At 65.0% G+C, this 20,410-nt stretch carries 15 protein-coding genes; 11 read left to right on the forward strand and 4 right to left on the reverse strand.

Annotated elements, in window-relative coordinates; genetic code table 11:
* Positions 1-619: 619 nt before the first annotated feature.
* The 6 genes from V3G39_10415 (at position 620) to V3G39_10440 (ending at position 8,571) form a co-directional block, all read left to right on the forward strand.
* Positions 620-2,059: a DUF222 domain-containing protein gene (locus V3G39_10415; protein XAS75081.1), complete on the forward strand. Its 1,440-nt coding sequence runs from the start codon at positions 620-622 to the stop codon at positions 2,057-2,059.
* 206 nt (positions 2,060-2,265) lie between these two features.
* On the forward strand, positions 2,266-3,765 hold the full coding sequence (locus V3G39_10420; GenBank protein ID XAS75082.1) for a long-chain fatty acid--CoA ligase: 1,500 nt from the start codon (positions 2,266-2,268) through the stop codon (positions 3,763-3,765).
* Positions 3,762-5,543 (forward strand): alpha/beta fold hydrolase, encoded by a 1,782-nt coding sequence (locus tag V3G39_10425; protein XAS75083.1) that lies wholly within the window; start codon positions 3,762-3,764, stop codon positions 5,541-5,543. Before V3G39_10420 ends, V3G39_10425 begins: the two co-directional genes overlap by 4 nt.
* Entirely contained in the window at positions 5,533-6,423 is an 891-nt protein-coding gene (locus tag V3G39_10430) for an alpha/beta fold hydrolase (protein ID XAS75084.1), read from the forward strand. Before V3G39_10425 ends, V3G39_10430 begins: the two co-directional genes overlap by 11 nt.
* The gene (locus V3G39_10435) at positions 6,420-7,634 is read left to right on the forward strand and encodes an acyl-CoA dehydrogenase family protein (protein XAS75085.1); all 1,215 of its coding nucleotides are present in this window, start codon (positions 6,420-6,422) and stop codon (positions 7,632-7,634) included. Before V3G39_10430 ends, V3G39_10435 begins: the two co-directional genes overlap by 4 nt.
* Before the next feature lie 109 nt (positions 7,635-7,743).
* Positions 7,744-8,571, forward strand: coding sequence for a formate/nitrite transporter family protein (locus V3G39_10440; GenBank protein ID XAS75086.1), 828 nt, complete (start codon positions 7,744-7,746; stop codon positions 8,569-8,571).
* A gap of 77 nt (positions 8,572-8,648) precedes the next feature.
* On the opposite strand, the gene V3G39_10445 is transcribed toward V3G39_10440, so the two are convergent.
* The 3 genes from V3G39_10445 to V3G39_10455 form a co-directional block, all read right to left on the reverse strand.
* Positions 8,649-9,221, reverse strand: coding sequence for a biotin transporter BioY (locus tag V3G39_10445; GenBank protein ID XAS75087.1), 573 nt, complete (start codon positions 9,219-9,221; stop codon positions 8,649-8,651).
* Between the two features lie 130 nt (positions 9,222-9,351).
* Positions 9,352-9,579, reverse strand: a complete 228-nt coding sequence (locus V3G39_10450) for a hypothetical protein (GenBank protein XAS75088.1) — start codon at positions 9,577-9,579, stop codon at positions 9,352-9,354.
* A 111-nt stretch (positions 9,580-9,690) separates the two neighbouring features.
* Complete coding sequence (locus tag V3G39_10455; protein XAS75089.1) at positions 9,691-11,220, reverse strand: MFS transporter; 1,530 nt, start codon at positions 11,218-11,220, stop codon at positions 9,691-9,693.
* 127 nt (positions 11,221-11,347) lie between these two features.
* Between V3G39_10455 and V3G39_10460 the strand changes: the two genes are divergently transcribed.
* The 5 genes from V3G39_10460 (at position 11,348) to V3G39_10480 (ending at position 18,409) form a co-directional block, all read left to right on the forward strand.
* Positions 11,348-14,476 carry an FAD-binding and (Fe-S)-binding domain-containing protein gene (locus tag V3G39_10460; GenBank protein XAS75090.1) on the forward strand — a complete coding sequence of 1,043 codons (3,129 nt, stop codon included), beginning with the start codon at positions 11,348-11,350 and terminating at the stop codon, positions 14,474-14,476.
* Positions 14,477-14,622: 146 nt separating this feature from the next.
* Positions 14,623-15,636, forward strand: coding sequence for an SDR family oxidoreductase (locus V3G39_10465; GenBank protein ID XAS75091.1), 1,014 nt, complete (start codon positions 14,623-14,625; stop codon positions 15,634-15,636).
* A complete protein-coding gene (locus V3G39_10470) occupies positions 15,636-17,429 on the forward strand; it encodes a glycoside hydrolase family 15 protein (protein XAS75092.1) in 1,794 nt (597 codons plus the stop codon). The genes V3G39_10465 and V3G39_10470 overlap by 1 nt, the downstream gene beginning before the upstream one ends.
* A 44-nt stretch (positions 17,430-17,473) precedes the next feature.
* A complete protein-coding gene (locus V3G39_10475) occupies positions 17,474-17,929 on the forward strand; it encodes a hypothetical protein (GenBank protein ID XAS75093.1) in 456 nt (151 codons plus the stop codon).
* Positions 17,930-17,971: 42 nt separating this feature from the next.
* Positions 17,972-18,409 (forward strand): hypothetical protein, encoded by a 438-nt coding sequence (locus V3G39_10480; GenBank protein XAS75094.1) that lies wholly within the window; start codon positions 17,972-17,974, stop codon positions 18,407-18,409.
* Between the two features lie 392 nt (positions 18,410-18,801).
* Here the strand turns inward: V3G39_10480 and V3G39_10485 are convergent, their stop codons facing one another.
* Positions 18,802-20,289: a molybdopterin-dependent oxidoreductase gene (locus tag V3G39_10485; GenBank protein XAS75095.1), complete on the reverse strand. Its 1,488-nt coding sequence runs from the start codon at positions 20,287-20,289 to the stop codon at positions 18,802-18,804.
* Positions 20,290-20,410 lie beyond the last annotated feature (121 nt).

Consider the following 20,410-nt stretch of genomic DNA (forward strand, 5'->3'; position numbering starts at 1 on the left):
GCTGACACCAGCCCCGGTGAGTACTGGGCCCGAGCGTCCCGTAGGCCGTATTCAGTGAACTATTCCGCTCAATGGGAGACCTACGGCACGACGGTCCCGGACGGTCGCGCGCGCTTCCAAATCCTAAGAATCGTGTCAGCGACCCTGCTTACCAGCGCGAGGTGGCCAGCAGAGCCTCGTCTCGCGAGCTCCAGATGGTGCGCGACGCTCGAGATCGCGAACCGAGAAGGCCTCTGCCATCGCTTCTTTCCTGCCCTGCGAGCGCCTCGTTGCGCCGCTACCGAGGTGAGCCAGGATTGGATGCATCAGTGTCTCGAAGTCAAGGATTTCCATGCTGCTGGGTGCCTTGATGCGAGGGAGCACAGCGCATCCCACCGGCGCCTCGCGACGCCGTGGTGACGCAGTAGAGCGAGGTCCCTGATGTCCTGCACCGCCCAACGGGATAACCACCTGCCTCAGGCGCGACTCGGCGACCCGGGGGGCCGCGTTGTTTGCACCGGTTCTTCAGCTGGAGGGGCTTGTCGGTGGTGGATGCTTTGATGGGTACATGGGTTCGAGGCGGGATGTCGCGGCTGTCAGTGACAGCGGAGATTCCGTTGCGCCGGTGAGGCTTTCGGTCGTGACTGGTGCGGATCCATTGGACGTGGTCGGGGCGATCTGTGGGCGGTTGAACGCCGCACACGCGGAGCTGATCGCGCTGGTCGCGCGCTTAGTGGCCGATGATTTGTGGGCGATCCGGGGTGTGCGTTCGGTGGAGCATTGGTTGACGTGTTTCGCGGGGGTTTCACCCTCAACGGCTCGGGATCTGGTGCGGATCGCAACAAGGTCGGGGGAGTTGCCGGCGTTGGGTCGGGAGGTGGCTTCGGGTCGGTTGTCGTTGGGGCAGGCCGCCGTCGTCGCCGCGCATACGCCGGTGGGGTACGACACGGATGTGGTCGATCTAGCAGTTCACGCGACGGTTCCGCAGTTACGGCGGGCGTTGGTGAAGTACGACTTCACCGAGACCCCACCCGGTCGCGATATCGACGCACCCCAGCAGGTGCCCGACGCGTTGTCGGTTGCGGCGCAACCGGCGGAGTTGGTGATGCGGTGGGAGCGTGACCGGTTCCACCTGGAGTACTCCGCGCCCGCTGATATCGGTGCCCTGGTCGAACGGGCCCTGGTGGAGGCCAAGGATGCGTTGTTTCTGGCCACCCAGGGTGGCGACGCCGTCTCGGGCGCGTCCGGCATGGCCAGCGCTGGGTCCTCGGGCCAGGGCAGTGACCGCAGGGTGCGGATGGCTGATGCGATGGAGCAACTCGCGACCCGATCCCTACACGTTGGCACCGAGAGTGTGGCGGGTCGGGCCAGCAAATTCCGGATCTACCTGCACCTGGACACCAACGGCCAAGGCTGGGTCACCAAACGTGGTGCGCTCCCGGGCCACTTGTTGCGTAAGTGGACCTGTGACGGGCTGCTGCAGCCGATCTGGGAGACCGAAGGGTCCCCGGTCAATGTCGGTCGTTCGCAACGGATCGTGCCCGACCGGACCCGCCGTTTGGTGGAGGACCGCGATCGTGGCTGCGCGTTCCCCGGTTGTCTGAGCCTGCATCATGTGGAGTGTCACCACATCACTCATTGGGCTGATGGTGGCGCCACAGCTTTGGACAACCTGATCAGCCTGTGTCCGCATCATCACGACCGTCACCACATCGGTGATTTCAGTATCCATCCGGTGCCGTGGGGCCAGGGCGACTCCAATGGTTCTGGTCGGCGCGGTCGTTTTGAATTTCGGGCCCGGGCCGGGTGGGTGATCGAACCTGTCACCGCACCACCACCACCGCCCGCACCGTCCGCAGTACCTGCTGGACCCGATCACAGACCCGATAATGGGTCGGCGCATGTAACGGATCAGCCGGATCGACCCATGCCACCGCGATACATCGGGCCTACCAACGAAGTGCTGCACCTGGACTGGGTCCGATTCCACCGTCGACCACCACGCGTATCCGCCGATGAGGACCCGGCAGAAGATCCACTGTCTGACCAGACGGTCGTGCAGCCGGACGCGACTGACTGAGAAACCCCGATCACAGCGGCCGCACGAACGGAGCATCGCGCAGCCTCCCGTTTCGCGCCGTCCGTGAATGCCGTGGGGGTTGTATCGCTACCGAAAAAACTGGACAGTAGGGTCCAGCACCCGAGATCTCCATGAGGTTGCCGTGCCGCCCAGCGGAGTCGCCTGTGTGGTACGGCCCGCATGCCGACGCACGCCGAAGGTAAACCGTGACCAACCTGGCCGAAAATTTGACTCACACCGCCGAGCAGCACGGCGACCGCCCCGCGATCAAGCTCGACGACTTGGCACTGACCTACACACAGTTGCAGGACGGTGCACGGCGGGTTGCAGCCCTGTTGAAGTCCAAGGGAGTGGCTCCGGGCGACCGGGTCGGTCTCGTGATGCCCAACGTGCCGCCCTTCCCGGTGCTGTTCTACGGTGCCGTGGCCATGGGTGCTGTCGTGGTGCCGATGAATCCGCTGCTCAAGGGCCGCGAGGTGAAGTACTACCTCGAAGACTCCGGTGCCTCGATCGTCTTCGCGTGGAAGGACATGGCCGCAGAAGCCGAGAAGGGCGCGTCGGAGGTCGGGATCGAGTGCATAGAGGTCGGGCTCGACTTCGCCGAGATGCTCGGTCAGCACCAGCCCGACGACGAGGTCGTGGACCGCGAGGACGACGAGACCGTTGTTCTCTTGTACACCTCAGGCACCACTGGTCAGCCCAAGGGCGCAGAGCTGACCCACCACAACCTGCACACCAACGCGGTCACCAGCGCCGAGACACTGGTCGAGCTCACCGAGACCGACGTCGTGATGGGCTGTCTACCGCTGTTCCACGTCTTCGGTCTCACCTGCGGCCTCAACGCATCCGTCTTCAAGGGGTCATGTCTGACCCTGATCCCGCGCTTCGATGCGGAGAAGGCACTGCAGATCGTGGCGCGCGATCACGTCACCGTCTTCGAGGGCGTCCCGACGATGTACGCCGGCCTGTTGCATGCCGAGGGAGCCGACAAGGCGGACATGTCGAGCCTACGTACCTGCATCTCCGGGGGGTCGGCAATGCCGGTGGAGGTTATGAAGAACTTCGAGGAGAAATTCGACTGCATCGTCCTCGAGGGGTACGGCCTGTCCGAGACCTCTCCCGCCGCTTCCTTCAACCAACCGGGCCAGCAGCGCAAGCCGGGCTCGATCGGGAATGAGGTGCGCAATGTGCAGATGAAACTGATCGACGACGACGGCCAGGACGTCGCGCAGGGTGAGGTCGGCGAGATCGTCGTCAAGGGCGAAAACGTCATGAAGGGCTACTGGGGCCGCGCAGAGGCCACTGCCGAGGCAATCAAGGACGGCTGGTTCCGCACGGGCGATCTTGCGAAGGTGGACGAGGACGGGTACTTCTTCATCGTCGACCGCAAAAAGGACCTGATCATCCGCGGCGGTTACAACGTCTACCCGCGCGAGGTCGAGGAGGCCCTGTACGAGCATGAGTCAGTCGCGGAGGTGGCCGTCATCGGCATACCCCACGACAGCCTGGGTGAGGAGGTGGGCGCCGCCGTAGCGCTCAAATCCGGCACGAACATCAGTGAAAAGGACTTGCAGGCGTTTGCCAAAGAGCGGTTGGCCGCCTACAAATACCCGCGGTCGGTATGGATCGTCGACGAGTTGCCCAAAGGTCCCACCGGCAAGATTCTGCGGCGCGAGGTCAGGTCGCCGCAGAAAGATTCGAAGTGACTAACGCGTCCAAGCAGGCTCCTGATCAGGCCGAGCGCCGGATGCATGCCCAGGACGAAACGCAGGAATCGGCGGACCTGTCGGCCGACACTGCGCTGGCAACTCCACTGGACCTGCTGCTGGCCAAAGCGGGGGAGGGCCCGTTCCGGCAATTCGTCCCGGGGATGGCGGGGGTGAAGTTCGCCGCAGGACTGCTGAAGCACCCCCGGGTGGTCACCAGACGCGCGGCCGGACTGGCCTATGAACTGACTCGGGTCGGCCTGCGCCGTTCACTGCTGGAACCCGGTGCGAAAGACCGACGCTTCGGTGAGGAGGCGTGGGCGACGAACCCGGTCTTCAAGGCGACCCTGCAGAGCTATCTGGCAGTCGGGTCAGCAGCCCGTGGGCTGGTCGACGACGCCGACCTGGACTGGGCTGATGATCAGCGGATGCGTTTTATCGTCGATAACCTGGTCGAGGCAGCTGCGCCCAGCAACAATCCGTTCCTGAATCCAAAGGTCATCAAGCGGACGCTCGACACCGGTGGAGGCAACCTGCTCGCGGGCGGGCGGCGGTTCGCGCAGGACTTCGCCACCACCCCGCGCGTGCCGTCGATGGTGGAGGCCGACGCGTTCGAGGTGGGCCGCGACGTCGCAGTGACGCCGGGTGCCGTCGTGCTGCGTACCGATGTCTTCGAACTGATTCAGTACACCCCGCAGACTCCCAAGGTCCGCTCCGTGCCGATGTTGATCGTGCCGCCGACGATCAACAAGTACTACGTGATCGACCTGGCGAAGCAACGCTCACTGGTGGAGCACCTCGTGCAGCACGGTCAGCAGGTCTTCTGTATCTCCTGGCGTAACCCGGACGTACGGCACGCCGACTGGGGTCTGGATACCTACGGTCAGGCAATCCTGGAAGCGATGAAGGCCTGCGAGGACATCACGCGGCAACGGAAAACCGCGATCTTCGCGATCTGCTCCGGCGGTCTCATCACCTCCATGCTGATGGCCCACCTGGTCCAGCTCGGTGAGCAGGACCGTGTCGCGTCGTACAGCCTGGCCGTGACCGTCCTCGACCAGAAGCGGGCCGGTGTCACCAGCGCACTGCTCTCGCAGAAGGTGGCCGCCGCCGCGACCCTCGCCTCGAGCGAGAAGGGATATCTCGACGGGCGCACCCTGGCGGAGATCTTTGCCTGGTTGCGACCCAACGACCTGATCTGGAACTACTGGGTGAACAACTACCTGATGGGTTACGCCCCCAAGGCGTTCGACATCCTCTACTGGAACGCCGACCCGGTTCGAATGAGTGCGGCCATGCATCGCGACTTCATGGACCTCGCCTTGCGTAACGCATTGGTGCAGCCGGGCGCCTCGACCATGCTCGGTACGAAGGTCGACCTCGGCACGGTCTCGACCGACTCCTACGTGGTGGCCGGAATCGCCGATCACCTCTGTAAGTGGCAGTCGTGTTATCAGACCACCCAGCTACTGAGCGGCGACACCAAATTCGTGCTGTCCACCAGCGGTCATATTGCCGCGATGGTCAACCCGCCCGGCAACCCCAAGGCCAGCTTCCAGACCTCGCCGTCGGGCGAAGGGAAACAAGGAACAGACAACCCGAAGGACGCGCAGGAGTGGTTGACGGCGGCGGTCAAGGTCAAGGGCAGCTGGTGGGAGGACTGGGTGCCGTGGCTCGCGCTACGCAGTGGCGCGTTGCGCACCGCACCACGCAAGCTGGGTAACGCTGCATACAAACCGTTGGACCCGGCACCGGGCACGTATGTCCATGACCGCTGAGCCCGCGAAAGGCGCTGGGTCACGAGCCGAGGACCGGGTGCGTAACGTAACGGTCCGCGGTATCACCGCCCGCGTCTCGGTGCGCCCGGGTGTCGGTGCCTACACCGACAAGCCGCCCCTGCTGCTCTGCAACGGCATCGGCGTCAGCCTGGAAGCGCTGCAACCGCTGGTCGATGAGCTGCATCCTGACCGGGGACTGGTGCGATTCGATGTGCCCGGCATCGGCGGTTCCGCTTTGCCGCCGTTCCCATATGCCATCGCGGCGCTGTCTTCCTGGGTGACCGCGCTGATGGCGAAACTGGGTCACCGCCGGTTCGACGTCTTCGGTCTCTCCTGGGGTGGCGGCCTCGCACAGCACCTCGCTGTGCAGTCCCCACGCCGGGTACGGCGGGTGGTGTTGGTCGCGACCGGCACCGGGACGCTCATGGTGCCGGCCCACCCACGCGTGCTGAAGATCATGTCGACGCCGCGCCGGCACCGCGATCCCGCCTACGCGGCGGAAGTGGCGCCGCAGATCTACGGCGGATCGATGCGCACCGACCCCGCGCACGGGGCGGCGCTGCTGCACGCCGCGACCCGCTCCGGGCCCAAGCGGGGCTACTACTACCAGCTGACCGCGATGACCGGGTGGACGAGTCTGCCGTTCCTGGGTCTGTTGCGGCAGCCGACGCTGGTGATGGGCGGCGACGACGACCCGATCATCCCGGTTGCCAACCCGAAGATGCAGGCCGCGCTCATCCCGCATTCGCAGTTGCACGTCTACCACGGCGGGCACCTCGCGATTCTGACCGAGGCCGATGCGCTGGCACCCGTCATCGACGCGTTTCTGGACCGTGGCAGCATCAATGCGACAAGCCCCGATGAGGAGAACCCACGATGAGCGAACTAGACGGCAGCCGTCTTGCTGACCGCAGCCTGGAGGATTCCCCTTTCTCCGATTTCCTCGGCTTCGAGCTTCTCCTGGAAGACCAGGACCGCGACCTGCTGAACCGGGTACGCGCGTTCATGAACCGCGAGGTCGAGCCGATCATCAATGACTACTGGACCCGTGCGGAGTTTCCGCATGAGCTCGTTCCGGGCCTGGCGAAGCTCGGCATCGCTGGCCTGGCGTACGACGGCCCCGGATGTCCGGATCGCGGAGCCCTGGTCGACGGCATGATTGCAATGGAACTGGGCCGGGTCGACCCGTCGATAGCCACCTTCATGGGCGTGCACGGCGGGCTGGCAATGGGTTCGATCCAGTTGTGCGGCTCGCAGGAGCAGCGCGAGCGGTGGCTGCCCGCGATGGCGCGAATGGACCTCATCGGTGCGTTTGGTCTGACCGAGCCGGATGTCGGCTCCGCGATCTCGAACGGGCTGGCCACCAGCGCCCGCCGCGACGGGGACGAGTGGGTGCTCAACGGGGAGAAGAAGTGGATCGGCAACGCGGCGTTCGCCGATCTCGTCGTCATCTGGGCTCGCGATGAGGACGATGGTCAGGTCAAGGGTTTCGTGGTGGAAAAAGAGACCGAGGGGATGGTCTTCGACAAGCAGGAGGACAAGATCGCCCTGCGTGTCGTCCAGAATGCCGAGATCCACCTGCACGACGTCCGGGTGCCCGAGGCAAACCGGCTACAGAACGCCCGTAATTTCCGGTCCACCGCCGACGTGCTGCGCGTGACTCGAATGGGCGTGGCGTGGCAGGCGACCGGATGCGCGCGCGGGGCATACGAGCACGCACTGCGGTACACCAAGGCTCGTCAACAGTTCGGTAAGCCGATCGCGTCCTTTCAGCTGGTACAGGACCTGCTGGTCAAGATGCTCAGTAACGTCACGGCCTCTACCGCTATGAACGTGCGGGCATCGCAGCTGCAGGATGCGGGGCTGCTCAAGGATGAGCACGCATCGCTGTGCAAGGTGCATTCGACGGTGCGGATGCGCGAGGCGGTCGGGTGGGCACGCGAGGTACTCGGTGGCAACGGCATCCTGCTGGAGCACCACGTGGGTCGGTTCGTTGCAGACGCAGAGGCGATCTACTCCTACGAGGGCACCCGCGAGATCAACACGTTGATCGTGGGTCGCGCCATCACCGGCGAGAGTGCCTTCGTCTGACCCGGACACGAGGGCTGTGTGGTCTGCGGTGCAGTGGTGCTGCTGGAACGCGGACCGACAGCTACCGTTTCGTTGTGCACTCATTTCGTAACCAGACCCTGCCGATCTCATGAGCAGTGGATCTGGCGGATCGGACAGCATTGCCCCGCCGAAAGGCTCTCGCAAGGAGCCCGCGCTTGAGGAGACCTACGAGCGGCTGGTCGATGAAGGTCACGAGCGGTTGGACCGACCTCTGCTCCCGCTGGTGTCGACAGGCCTTCTGGGCGGTGTCGATGTCGGGGTAGGAGTGTTGATCTACCTCGTGGTGGAGGCCAAGACGGGCGACGCGCTCCTCGCATCGCTGGCGTTCACGGTCGGCTTCGTGGCGCTGCTGCTGGCCAACAGTGAGTTGTTCACCGAGAACTTCCTGGTGCCCGTGATCGCCGCGGTCGCCAAAGTGGGTACGTTCACGCAGCTGATCAGACTGTGGGTCATCACGCTGGGAGCAAATCTGATCGCGGGCTTCGCGATGGCCGGAATGGTTGTGGTGGCCTTCCCTGACGTCCACGACGCCGCGGTGAAGGCCGGGTCCCATTACGCGCACCTCGGCGTCTCGTGGCGCTCCTTCTTCCTCGCCGTGCTTGCGGGCGCAGTCATCACGTTGTTGACGCGGATGCAGCACGCGACCGAGAACCTCGGCGTACGCATAGTGGCTGCCGTGCTGATGTCCTTCGTACTGGTCGGCGCCCAGCTCTTCCACTCGGTGTTGGATTCGATCCTGATGTTTGCCGGGCTGCTGACCGGCAGGGCGGACTACGGGTATCTCGATTGGTTGGGCGCCCTGGGGTGGTCCGTCTTCGGCAACCTGGTGGGTGGGCTCGTCCTCGTTACCGGCCTGCGACTGCTGCGTATCCCGCATCGGATCGCCGAGAGCCGCGACGATGGCCAGACCGGCTGAGATCGCTGCGGTCCGTTCGGACAGCAAAATCGGGCAGCCCATGCCTGGGCTGCCCGATCACCTGACTGACGAGCTGTTCAGCGAGGTCCGGTAAGGCGCCATGCTGTGGGCAACGCCCCGGATGCCGCGACAATCTTGAGCAGGTCACCGATCAGGAAGGGCAGCACGCCGAGTGCCATCGCTTTTCCCAGTCCGAGGTGGGCAAAGGCCATCAGCCACGGCACCCCGATCGCGTAGATGGCGAGGTTGCCCGCGATCATCAGGCCCGCAGTGTGCAGCGGTCGCCGGGTTGCGCCGCCCTGGGCAAGCCGGCCGACCAGCGGCGCGGCGATCAGGAACCCGAGCACGTAACCGAAGGACGCGGACGAGATGCCGGAGCTGCCGTCGCTGAGCCAGGGCATACCTGCAGCGCCGGCGGCCACGTACAGAAGCATTGACGCAAACCCACGTGCCGTTCCCAGGCTCGCACCGACCAGCAGCACGGCAAGGGTCTGCAGAGTCAATGGGACGGGCGTGAACGGCAGCGGAAGCGCGATCTGGGCAGCGATCCCGGTCAGCCCGGCACCGCCGGCCACCAGCGCGATATCGCGGACCAGGCCGCCGGGGATCGCGTCACCGAGGACGCGGGGGGTAGGGACGGTCATCGACATAGGTCGAACTCCTCGAAGTCGTAAGGAACAGGGTGCTTGTTCGCACAAGGGGGAGTGCTCGCGCACCATTGTGGCGGTAGATGCGGCACGGAGCCACCCGAGTTCGCCGCGTGTTGCTGCGACTGCTGCATCACAGCACGCGACCGGCATAGAGGTGATGCGCGCATGAGGAGCAACGACTGTACGGACGGTCCCACACTTTGCCTGGCAGCGGCCACGAGTCGCCCAGGTAGGGAGTGGCGATCCCGCACAGCGCGGTGGACTGCCCACGGTAGGTCGCGTGCGCCATCCCGATTTTTCCGCTACCCCGCGGATCGGATACCCAGCCGATTCTCGGTGCTGTATTCGTCGTATCCATCTGGTTGGCCTCCACCGTCAAACCTGCACTGAAATATTGTCTTATAGCAACAATAGGGCATGCACTACCTGCAGGTAGGTTGCCGGGACGGATGATCGGCGTGGGTAGTGATCAGGCCGAGTGACGGATGGCTTTCTCGGATGCGACGGCGGTGGCTACGTCGCGTGGATAGGTGCGTCGGCCGACGAGGAGCAGGAGAAGGCCGGAGATCGCCAGTGGGATCAGCATGAGTAGCAGGGTGCGGTCCAGCCCGATTGCGTGGTACGGCTGGGTGGCATCCGGGTGGCCGAATCCGCCGCCACTGCCGCCGAGTTGAGTGGATACCCACCCGAACAGCAGGGGTGCGCCGGCCTCCAGTGCTTTTCGTAGGACGCTGCGGACGCTTTCAGCACGCCCCCACAAGGGGGAGGGCATGATGTCCAGCCGGGCGGCGTCCAGCGGTGGGTTCGCTCCGCCAATCCCCATGATGCCCAGGAAGATCAGCGGGAACGCGATCCACAGCGTGGTGGTCAGTAGGGCGGGTATGAAGAAAGCCACAGCTGTCAGGAAGCCGACAGCGGCCACGAGGGGTCGGGCGGCGATGTGGTGGCGTGCAATGAGTGAGTCACTGAGCCGGCCGGCGATCAGTAACCCGACGATCGATCCGCCGCCGATCAGGACCAGCATCAGACTGGCTTGGTTTTGGGTCAATCCGAAGCGGCCGCGGGCGAAAAGGATGGCGTAGGTCTGCATCCCGGACAGGAAGAAGTACCCCAGCGATGAGGCGATGATCAGGACGACGTTGGTCCGCACCGACAGCACGTAACGCGCGGCCCACCAGATGGATCGATGCTCGGGTGTATGACGTAATTGCAAGTTTTCGCGGGGCGGGATGTGTGCGCGGCGGACTTCGGTGTCCAGGACGGTTTCCTTGGCGACAACAGATTGCTCGCCGGCGGGGGAGTGCGCGATGTCCTGTGCGGTGGGTATGTCGCTGGCGCCGACGGCAAGCCTGCTCGCGCCACCTCTGGCGGGCTCGGGGAGCACACCTCGGATCGTCCACGCCAACCCCAGACCGAGTACGGCCATCAGAGCGAACGGTGCGCGCCAGCTGACCGCAGCGGACAGGTCCCCGCAGATCAGTAGTCCGAAGCCGGCGCCCACCAGTTCCCCACTGAGAATGTACCCGTAGATCCTGCCGCGTTCGGCGGGCTCGAACAGGTCACCTGTCAACGAGGCGATCAGCGGGCTGGCTCCCGCGATGGCGGCCCCGAGCAGAAGCCGGGAGATCAGAAGCCAGGTGTAGGTCGGCGCGGCCGCGCAGGCTGCCACCATCACGCTCCAGGCCACGATGCTGATCAACAGCAGCCGCACCCGTCGGACACGATCGGCAAGCACCCCGAACGGGATCGTGGTCAGTACTCCGATGCCGCTGGAGGCGGTGACCAGAAGGCCGATGTCGGTGTTGTTGATGTGCAGCGCCATTTCCAACTGTGGCGCGGTCGCGCCGATCGTCGACAGGTCTGCGGTGGTCAGCGAGAGCACTGCGGCCAGTAGCACGATCACCTTCAGCCGGGCAGCCCCACCGACCATGCCCTCCGCACGGATTCGCATACGCGCGGCGACCTTCGTGCGCTGCCCCTGATGTTGCTGCTCTTTCATGGCACCGATCCTGGATGTCGTAGTGGGGTTGTCGGTGCTCCTTGCCGCCAGTGGGACAGGTGCGGTAAGACAGTTGCTGTAGGACAACAATAACGCCCATGTTCGAAATCAAAGGAATCCTATGGGAATGCGCAGTACGACCGACCTGGCCGACCCGCAGTTACTCCAGCCGCAGTTACTCCAGGAGGCCTTGGCTCAGCGGGTCGACGGGGAGGTGCGGTTCGACACGGGGACGCTCGCGGCGTACTCCACCGATGCCTCGAACTACCGGCAGATCCCGATCGCCGTCGTGATTCCGCGCAGCGTGGAGGCGGGAGTTGATGCCATCGCCGTCTGCCGCGAGCATGACGTGCCGGTCGCTTCCCGCGGCGGCGGCACCAGTCTGGCCGGGCAGGCGACCAATGCTGCGGTGATGATCGACTGGGCGAAGTATTGCCACCGGCTGATCAGCGTGGATGCCGACGCGCGCACCTGTGTGGTCGAGCCGGGGATCGTGCTGGACGTGCTCAACGAACAGCTTCGGGAGTACGGCCTGGGCTACGGCCCCAGACCGGCGACGCACCCCAACTGCACCCTCGGCGGAATGATCGGCAACAACTCCTGCGGCGCGACGGCGCAGCGCACCGGGAAAGTTGTCGACAACATCGCTCGGCTGGAGGTGCTGCTCTACGACGGCACCCGCTTCTGGTGCGGCGAGACCACTGACGAGGAATACGTCGACATCGAGAGGCACGGCGACCGTCGCGCCCACGTCTACCGTCAGTTGCGCGCGCTGCGCGACGACCATGCCGACCAGATACGCGAGCGCTACCCGCACATCCCGCGTCGAGTGTCCGGTTACAACCTGGACTCGCTGCTGCCGGAATTCGACTTCGACGTCGCGGGGCTGCTGGTGGGTTCGGAATCCACCCTGGTCACCGTGCTGCGGGCGGAGCTGGAGTTACTGCCCATCGTGAAGCATCGCTCGCTGGTGGTCCTCGGCTACGACACGATCGCCGATGCGGCTGACGCGGTGCCCGACATCGTGTCGCATGACCCGATTGCGCTGGAGGGATTCGGGGATCGGCTGGTCAAGGATGAGCAACTGCAGCACCTCAACGCCGGCGGGTTGGCACAACTGCCGGACGGCAGCGGCTACCTGATGGTGCAGTTCGGGGGCGACACCGCGCAGGAGGCCGACCAGGCCGCGCATGCCGTGGTGGAGGCGTTGGGCAGGTCGGCCGACGACGCGAATGTGGTGTTCATGGACACGGCCGAGCACGCCGATCAGCTGTGGGAGGCGCGCGAGTCCGGCCTCGGTGCGGCAGCGCACGTGCCTGATCACCCGTCCACCTGGCCCGGCTGGGAGGACGCCGCCGTCGACCCCAGCCGACTGGGGGACTATCTGCGCGAGTTGGAGCAGCTGTTCGAGGATTTCGGGTATGCCGACGACACTGCGCCCAGCCTCTACGGTCACTTCGGCCAGGGCTGCGTGCATACCCGCATCCCCTTCGATCTACGCAGCGCCGAGGGGATTGCCGACATGCGCCGGTTCGCGGGGCAAGCCGCTGAGCTGGTGGTCAAGTACAACGGGTCGCTGTCAGGCGAACACGGCGACGGCCAGGCCCGCGGTGAGTTGCTGACCACGATGTTCGGGCAGGACATCGTCGATGCCTTTGGGCAGCTCAAGGCGATCTTCGACTCCACCAACCGGATGAACCCTGGCAAGGTCGTGGATCCCAACCCGCTGGATCAGCAACTGCGTCTCGGTGCCGAGTGGGCGCCGACCTACAACGGCGAGCTGTACTTCTCCTACGTCAACGACGGCGGCTCGTTCGTGAACGCTGCGACCCGTTGTGTCGGCGTCGGCAAGTGCCGCCAGCACACCCATGAGGGCGGGTCGGTGATGTGCCCGTCGTACCAGGTCACCGGGGAGGAGCAGGACGCAACGCGCGGCCGCGCACGACTGCTTTTCGAGATGCTGAACGGCCACCCCGACTCACCGATCACCGACGGGTGGCGTTCGACCGAGGTCCGCGACGCGCTCGATCTGTGCCTGTCGTGCAAGGGCTGCAAGAGCGACTGCCCGGTTGATGTCGACATGGCAACCTACAAGGCGGAGTTCCTCGCCCACCATTACGAGGGCAGGTTACGTCCACGCTCGCACTACGCACTCGGTTGGCTGCCGCTGCTGTCCGCCGGAGTGACCCGCGGCCGGCTGTCGAAAATCGTCAATGCGCTGGCGCATGCGCCGCTCCTTCCGGGTCTCGCGACCCGGGCAGCCGGTCTGGAGCCACGGGAGATCCCGCTCTTCGCAGACGAAACACTGCAGCAGTGGTGGCTGCGCCGCGGGGGGTCGCGCCCCGGATCACTGGGGCGGGTGCTGCTGTGGCCGGACACCTTTACCAACGATTTCCATCCGCACGTCGGGCAGGCTGCGGTCGCGGTGCTGGAGGATGCCGGCTGGGAGGTCGTGATACCCACCGAGCCGCTGTGCTGTGGGTTGACCTGGATCTCGACCGGCCAACTCGACATGGCCAAGAAGGTGCTGCGGCGCACTGCCGCACAACTGGCGGACCACGTGCGGGCCGGTGGGTTGGTGGTGGGCCTGGAACCCAGCTGTACCGCAGTCTTCCGCTCGGATGCACCCGATCTGCTGCCGGAGGATCTCGACATCGCGCGGCTGCACGACCAGACGGTCACTCTGGCCGAGCTGCTCACCGAGCACACTCCGGGCTGGTCACCGCCCCGGCTGGACGACGTACACACCATCACCCAGGTCCACTGTCACCAGCATGCCGTGCTGGACGACTGGGCTGCCGACGAGAAATTGTTGTCCGATGCGGGCGCCACGCGGGAGCGGTTGGATTCCGGCTGCTGCGGGTTGGCGGGCAACTTCGGCTTTGAAGCGGGCCACCTGGAAGTCAGCGTGGCGTGCGCGGAGAGTGTTCTTCTACCCGCGCTACGCAAGGCCGACCCGGCCGCGGTCGTGCTTGCTGACGGGTTCAGCTGCCGCACCCAGATCCATGAGCTCGACAGTGGCGGCCGGGAGGGTTTGCATCTGGCCGAGTTGCTGCATCGGGCTCAGCTCGGACAGCTCACCGGCGGGACCAGCACAGACCTGGAGCAGGGGGATCGCCCCCGTCTGCCGGGTAAGGCCGCACAGATGGTCGCTCTGGCGGGTGTCGCAGCAGTAGCAGTCGCAGGTGCCTGGTCGTCGGTCGTCGCGGGGCGGCGGTGCCTCAAAGCGGCCATCGACGTGGGTCGCGGGTGGTAGCCGGCTGCAGAAATTGGCAATGAAGTCGATAGCCGCTAAAATTTGCAGTAAAGCAATAGTTGCGTAGTGCTGCAGAGGGTGTCTCAATCCTGTGCCGCGGTCCATTCGGACGGCACACGCACCACGTCCCGACCTAGGAGAAGTAGATGACTGACACCGGTAACCGTCCCATCGTCGTAATCACCGGAGGCAGTGCGGGGGTGGGTCGAGCCACCGTCCGCGAGTTCGCAGGTGCGGGGTACAACGTAGCGATCCTGGCTCGTGGTGCTGCGGGGCTGGCAGGGGCCGCAAAAGATGTCGAAGCCGCGGGTGGAAAGTCGTTCACCGTCGAGTGCGATGTCGCCGACCATGAGGCGGTGGATGCAGCGACGGATCGGGTCGAGTCGGAGTTCGGGCCGATCGACGTGTGGGTCAATGTGGCGTTCGTCGGCTCGCTCGCGTTCTTCTGGGACACCGAGCCGCAGGAGTACGAGCGGATGACTCAGGTGACGTATTTCGGTCAGGTCAACGGGGTGCGCTCGGCGTTGCGGGTGATGCGCCCACGGGATCGTGGGGCGATCGTGAACGTGTCCTCGGCGATGGCCTACCGCTCGATTCCGTTGCAGTCGGCGTATTGCGGCGCGAAGCATGCGATCAAGGGGATGACCGAGTCGGTGATCACGGAGTTGAAGGCGACCGGAAGCAATGTGACGATCGGGTTGGTGACGTTGCCGGGGGTCAATACAACGCAGTTCAACTGGAACCTGAACAAGATGGGCAATCACCCGCGGCCGGTACCGCCGATTGTGCAACCGGAGGTGTGCGCGAGCGCGATTCGCTTCTCGGCCGAGCACCCACGCCGGAATATGTGGGTAGGCATCTCCACGGCCTACACGGTCATGGGTAACCGGGTTGCCCCGGCGTTCGTGGACTGGTACCTCGGCAAGACCGGGGTGAAATCCCAGCAGGTGAAGAAGGACTACCCGCGCTGGGGTTCCAATGTGTTCGAGCCCCAGGACACCGAGCACGACCGCGGCGCACGGGGCGAGTTCAACTCCAAGGCCGTGATCCACGACCCGGTCTCGTTCGTCGCCAAGAACCGCCTTGCGACGCTCGCCGGTGCCACGGCAGCGGTTGCCGCGGGTGTCGCGACCATCGCACGCCGCGCCGGCCGGTCCTGATGGGTGATCGGCTGGTCCGTGACGCGGACGGGTACGCGCCGATCGGTGAGTACGCCGTGTTGGGCGACGGGCGTGGGGTGGCGTTGCTGGCATCCGATGGTTCGATCGACTGGTGGGCCGTACCCCGGCTGGACTCCACGCCGCCGGTAGCGGCATTGCTGGACCCTGAGCGTGGTGGTCGAATCCGGTTGTGTCCCAGCGACCCTGACGCGACGTATGAGTGGCGTTACCTGCCACACACCAACCTTGTCGAAACCACGTGGAGTACCGACTCCGGCCGGGTCCGGGTGACCGACTCGCTGAATTCCGGACGCGCGGGGGCGCTGCCGTGGGGTGAGTTGGGGCGCCGCATCGAGGGGCTGCAAGGCAGTGTCGAGATGACGCTGCTGGTCCAGCCCGGCGACGGCATGCGCGAGTGGGAGCCCTGGGTCAAGGATGACGATCGCGGCCCGATCATGCACGCGGGAGCGCTGATCATGGGCGTACGCGCCAGTGAGCAGATCGCTCTGCGGGTCTCGCATGCTCAAGTCGACGCCGCCTTTGAGGTGGCTGCGGGTGAGCGCCGCGTGGTCGGCGTGGTCGCAGCCGACGGCGATCCGCTCTTCATGTGCGACATCGATGCCATCGACCATCGGATCGACGTCAGTGCCGACGCGTGGCGTGAATGGGCCACCTCGGTGCAGTGGGAGGGCGCAGGGCGCGAGCAGATCGTCCGCAGTGCGCTGGCCTTGAAGACCCTCGTCATCGCCGAGACCGGCGCTGTCGCCGCAGCCGCGACGACCTCACTCCCGGAAAGCATCGGCGGCCCCAAGAACTGGGACTACCGCTACTCCTGGATCCGCGATGCGGCGTTCACCATCGACTCCCTCTCGCTGCTGGGACTGCAGGAAGAAGTGCACGCTGCTGTGGCCTGGCTGCTGAACGCAATTCACGACAACGGGCCCGACGTACACGTGATGTACACGTTGAGCGGCGGTGAGCCGGCCGGTGTTCGAAAACCGGACCTGCCGGGATATCAACACAGCCTGCCGGTGCAACTCGGCAACAGCGCCTCGGGTCAGACCCAGCTCGGCGTGTACGGAGACTTGTTCGGCACGGTCGCGAAATGGGTCTTCGACGGGCATGTGCTCGACGTGGGGTCCAATCGCGAGTTGGCCGACCTCGCCGACCGGTGCGCGGACGAATGGCGACACGCGGATGCCGGTATCTGGGAACTACACACGAACCGCCAGTACACCTCGTCCAAGATGAACTGCTGGCGCGCGCTGGATTCCGCCGCGAAACTCGCCGAAGCCGGCCACCTCATCGGGTCCGGCATCCGGTGGCGCGATGAAGCCGACGTCATCAAGGACTGGGTCAACGAGAACTGCTGGTCAGCTGAGAAACAGGCCTACACCTTCTATGCGGGTAGTGAAGAACTGGACGCGTCGGTGTTGTTGGGCGCTCAGATCGGCTTCGACAGCGGTCACCGGATGTCCAGCACCATCGACGCGCTCAGCGCCGAATTGGGCGCCGGGCCGATGCTCTACCGGTACACCGGGGCGCACCGGGAGGAGGGGACGTTCACTGCCTGCGGTTTCTGGCGGGTGCACGCCCTGGCCATGGTCGGTCGGGCCGACGAGGCGGAACACCTACTCGACGAGATGATGACCGTCGCCGGGCCGCTCGGTCTGATGTCCGAAATGTGCGACCCCGGCACGCATGAGCAACTCGGCAACCTGCCGCAGGCTCTCAGCCACCTCAGCCACGTCGAAGCGACTGCCGCGGTTCGAGCGGCAGCAGCAGCAAAATAACTGGTGCAGCGATATGACAGCAGCTCATAGCGGAAGGTATTTACATGCAGCACAGAGCAATTGAAATCGGTCGAGCAGTCTGGGGTGCCGGCCTGCTGGTGGCCCCTTCGGCGACTCTCAGCACGTTCCAGGGTCTGCAGGTCGACACCAAAAGCACTGTCGTCACCCGGATACTGGGCGCCCGGCAACTCGCCCAGGCGGGCCTGTCCGGGGTTGCGCCCAGCCCGGAGGTTCTCGCGATGGGCGTGTGGGTCGACGTGGCGCATGCCGCGACAGCATTCGGGCTGGCGATTGCTGATCGCTCGCGCGCGCGTGCCGGGATCATCGACGGTGTCGTGGCCCTCGGCTGGGCCGGTATGGGATATCGCGATCTGCTGCACGACAAGGCCACCCCACCGAGTCACGACCGCTATCGCGACCAGCTGGCCCGCGCGGTGCTCGAGCTCGCGCCTGGTGGCGGACCACTACTGCGTATCAGTCAGCGCGCCCGACACGCATGAGTGCGGGTGGCGGCTTAGTGATCGAGGCTCTACAGTTGTCATATGACAACTGTAGAGCCCGATGAGAAAGTGACGGCCCGACCGAGCGCGATGGACGTGGACGGCCTGCGGCGTGCTCGTGCGGAACTGATGGGTGGACGTGGTCCCGGAGCCGATGACGAAGAGGTCGCGGCACACACCCGTAACCGTGTAGTGGTGGCCGGAATGTCGGCCACCCGCCGGCTGGAGTTGGCCGCTCGGGATACGGCGCGCGCCCGAGGGGATGAATCGCAGCTGGCGGGTATTCTCCAGCGGGCGCACGTAGAACGGACCCACCCGAAGCAGAGTCTCGGCTGGGACCACCCGGTCAGTGCACAGGCACCTGTCGGGTACGAACTTCGCCGACGACCGGCCGGCGGCCGCCCCGCACCAGGTAAGAAGCACGTTCTCCTCGGTGCGGTAGGACTGTTGATCGGGTGGGGACTGCGGCGCAGGTCCTGAACCAGCGCCCATTCAGGCGCTCGGTGGAGCCGCGTTGCCAAGGTGACCTGGCAAGGCCGCGGGTCAGCTCCGCAGATGGGCGCGGCCTTGGACGTTGAGGGCCTGCAAGATCGTTGCGGGCTCACCCGCATCTCCGCCCGGCCAGTGAACGTCCCCATTTGCGGCTGACCGCGGCTGAGGGACGCTCGCATGCCCGCGCGATCGCTCGCACAACGTGGCCCGCCCAGGTGGGAGATCCGCGATCCGTACCGCACCCTCACGCTCATGCACCGACCCGAAGATAGTGGCTCCTTCCGGGAGATCTGTCCGCCCGTTGCTCGTTGCCATCGGCGTCCGGTTGCGGATCTCGGGGGTTCTCCAGCGTGGGGGGCGTTTCAGCGCGTGCAATCCGCTCAGATGCCAGCTGCGTTGGAGTAGTACTGCTGGTCTTCGCGCCACCCGCCCTGGCCCTGGCCGATGTCCTTGGTGTCGGCAACCAGCTCAATGGCTTTGACCCATTTGACCATCTTGAATCCGAGCTGGGTCTCCAGGCGGACCCTGATCGGCGCGCCGTGCTCCACCGGCAGCGGGACACCGTTCATCTCCATGGCGAGGATGCTCTGCGGGTTGGTCGCGATGTAGAGCGGGATCGACCCGTAGAAGTAGCCGTACCGTCCTTCGCCTTCGGTCAGTCCCTTGTCATCCCATGCGTAGAAGACGATGTGCTTGGCCTCGGCGGTCGGTTTGACCAGCTCCAGGACTCGCGCGATCGGCACACCCTCCCACTCTGCGACAGCACTCCACCCCTGGATGCACTGGTGCTTGGTGATCTGCTCACTGGTGCCGAGATCACGCAGCTGCGCCAGAGACAACGTCACGGGATTCTCGACCAGCCCACCAATCGGTAGCTGGTAATCCTCGAAACCGCCGGATGCCAGCTCGTTGTACTCCTGCGACGGTGGGGGATAACCGTTGACGCGGTGGAAAGAGGAGATCTGATCTCGGGTGTAGTGCTCGCGAGAGGTGAAGGTGCGGGATATGCCGGCTTCGAACGGGTTGACCACCAGTCCCAGTGCCCGCTGGGTCGTGCGCGGTCGTCGGATGGAGAACATGGTGACCGCAATGTTGAAGAAGACGATGAAAAGCAGCGCGGCCAGTCCGATCCACAGGGCGAGGGTCTCGTTGTCGTGGCCGGCGAGGACTGCGTTGGTGAACTCGTGCGGCAGTCCGTGCACGATCACCATGAAGACGTGGATCGCGATAAATGCCGCGAACGAGCACAACCCCAGGAAATGCAGACTTCGGGCGCCTTGTTTGCCGCCGAAGATCTTGCCGTACCAGGGGAAGCGCGCCAGGACGGACGGCGACATCGCGGCGCCGGTTGCGATCTGCAGTGGTGAGAGCACGAAGATGACCAGAAAATAGGTGAGCTTCTGTGCCGGTTCGAAGGGTTGGCCAGGGATTTTGGCTGGGATCTTGAACTGCAGATAGGTCCCCACCGAACGGATCGAGTCCGGGATGATCGACCAGCTGGTCGGGATCAGATAGTGCCAGTAACCGGTCGCGAAGACCATCACGACGTAGACGATGCCGGTCAGGATCCAGAACTGGATCGTCAGAAAATGCCAGTGCCGACCCAGCCCCAGTTGTTTGCGTCCCGGCAGCGCCACCACCGGTGACCAGGACTCCTCCTCATCCAGCGATGACCAGGGCTGACGGGAGTCGGCGCCAAAGGTCTTCTTGCTGAGCCGGAGCCATTCGTGCCCTGGTGCGCAGTCATCGCGCCAGTAGAACTTCGGGAACGCCGACAGCACCTCCAGACCGCTGCGGAACAACAGCACCATAAAGAAGATGTTCAGGAAGTGGGTGATCACCACCCACCAGGGGAAGAAGCTAGGCATCTGACGTTTGCCCTCCGTAGCAATAATTGCAGTACAGCAATTATTGTGCATTCGCGGAAGCGAGAACGCAAGATGCGCAGGAGGTTTGCAGCAGTGCACTCCCACATGACGGCGTTGTGGA

This window comes from Dermatophilaceae bacterium Sec6.4, from assembly GCA_039636865.1.
Lineage (GTDB): Bacteria > Actinomycetota > Actinomycetes > Actinomycetales > Dermatophilaceae > Allobranchiibius.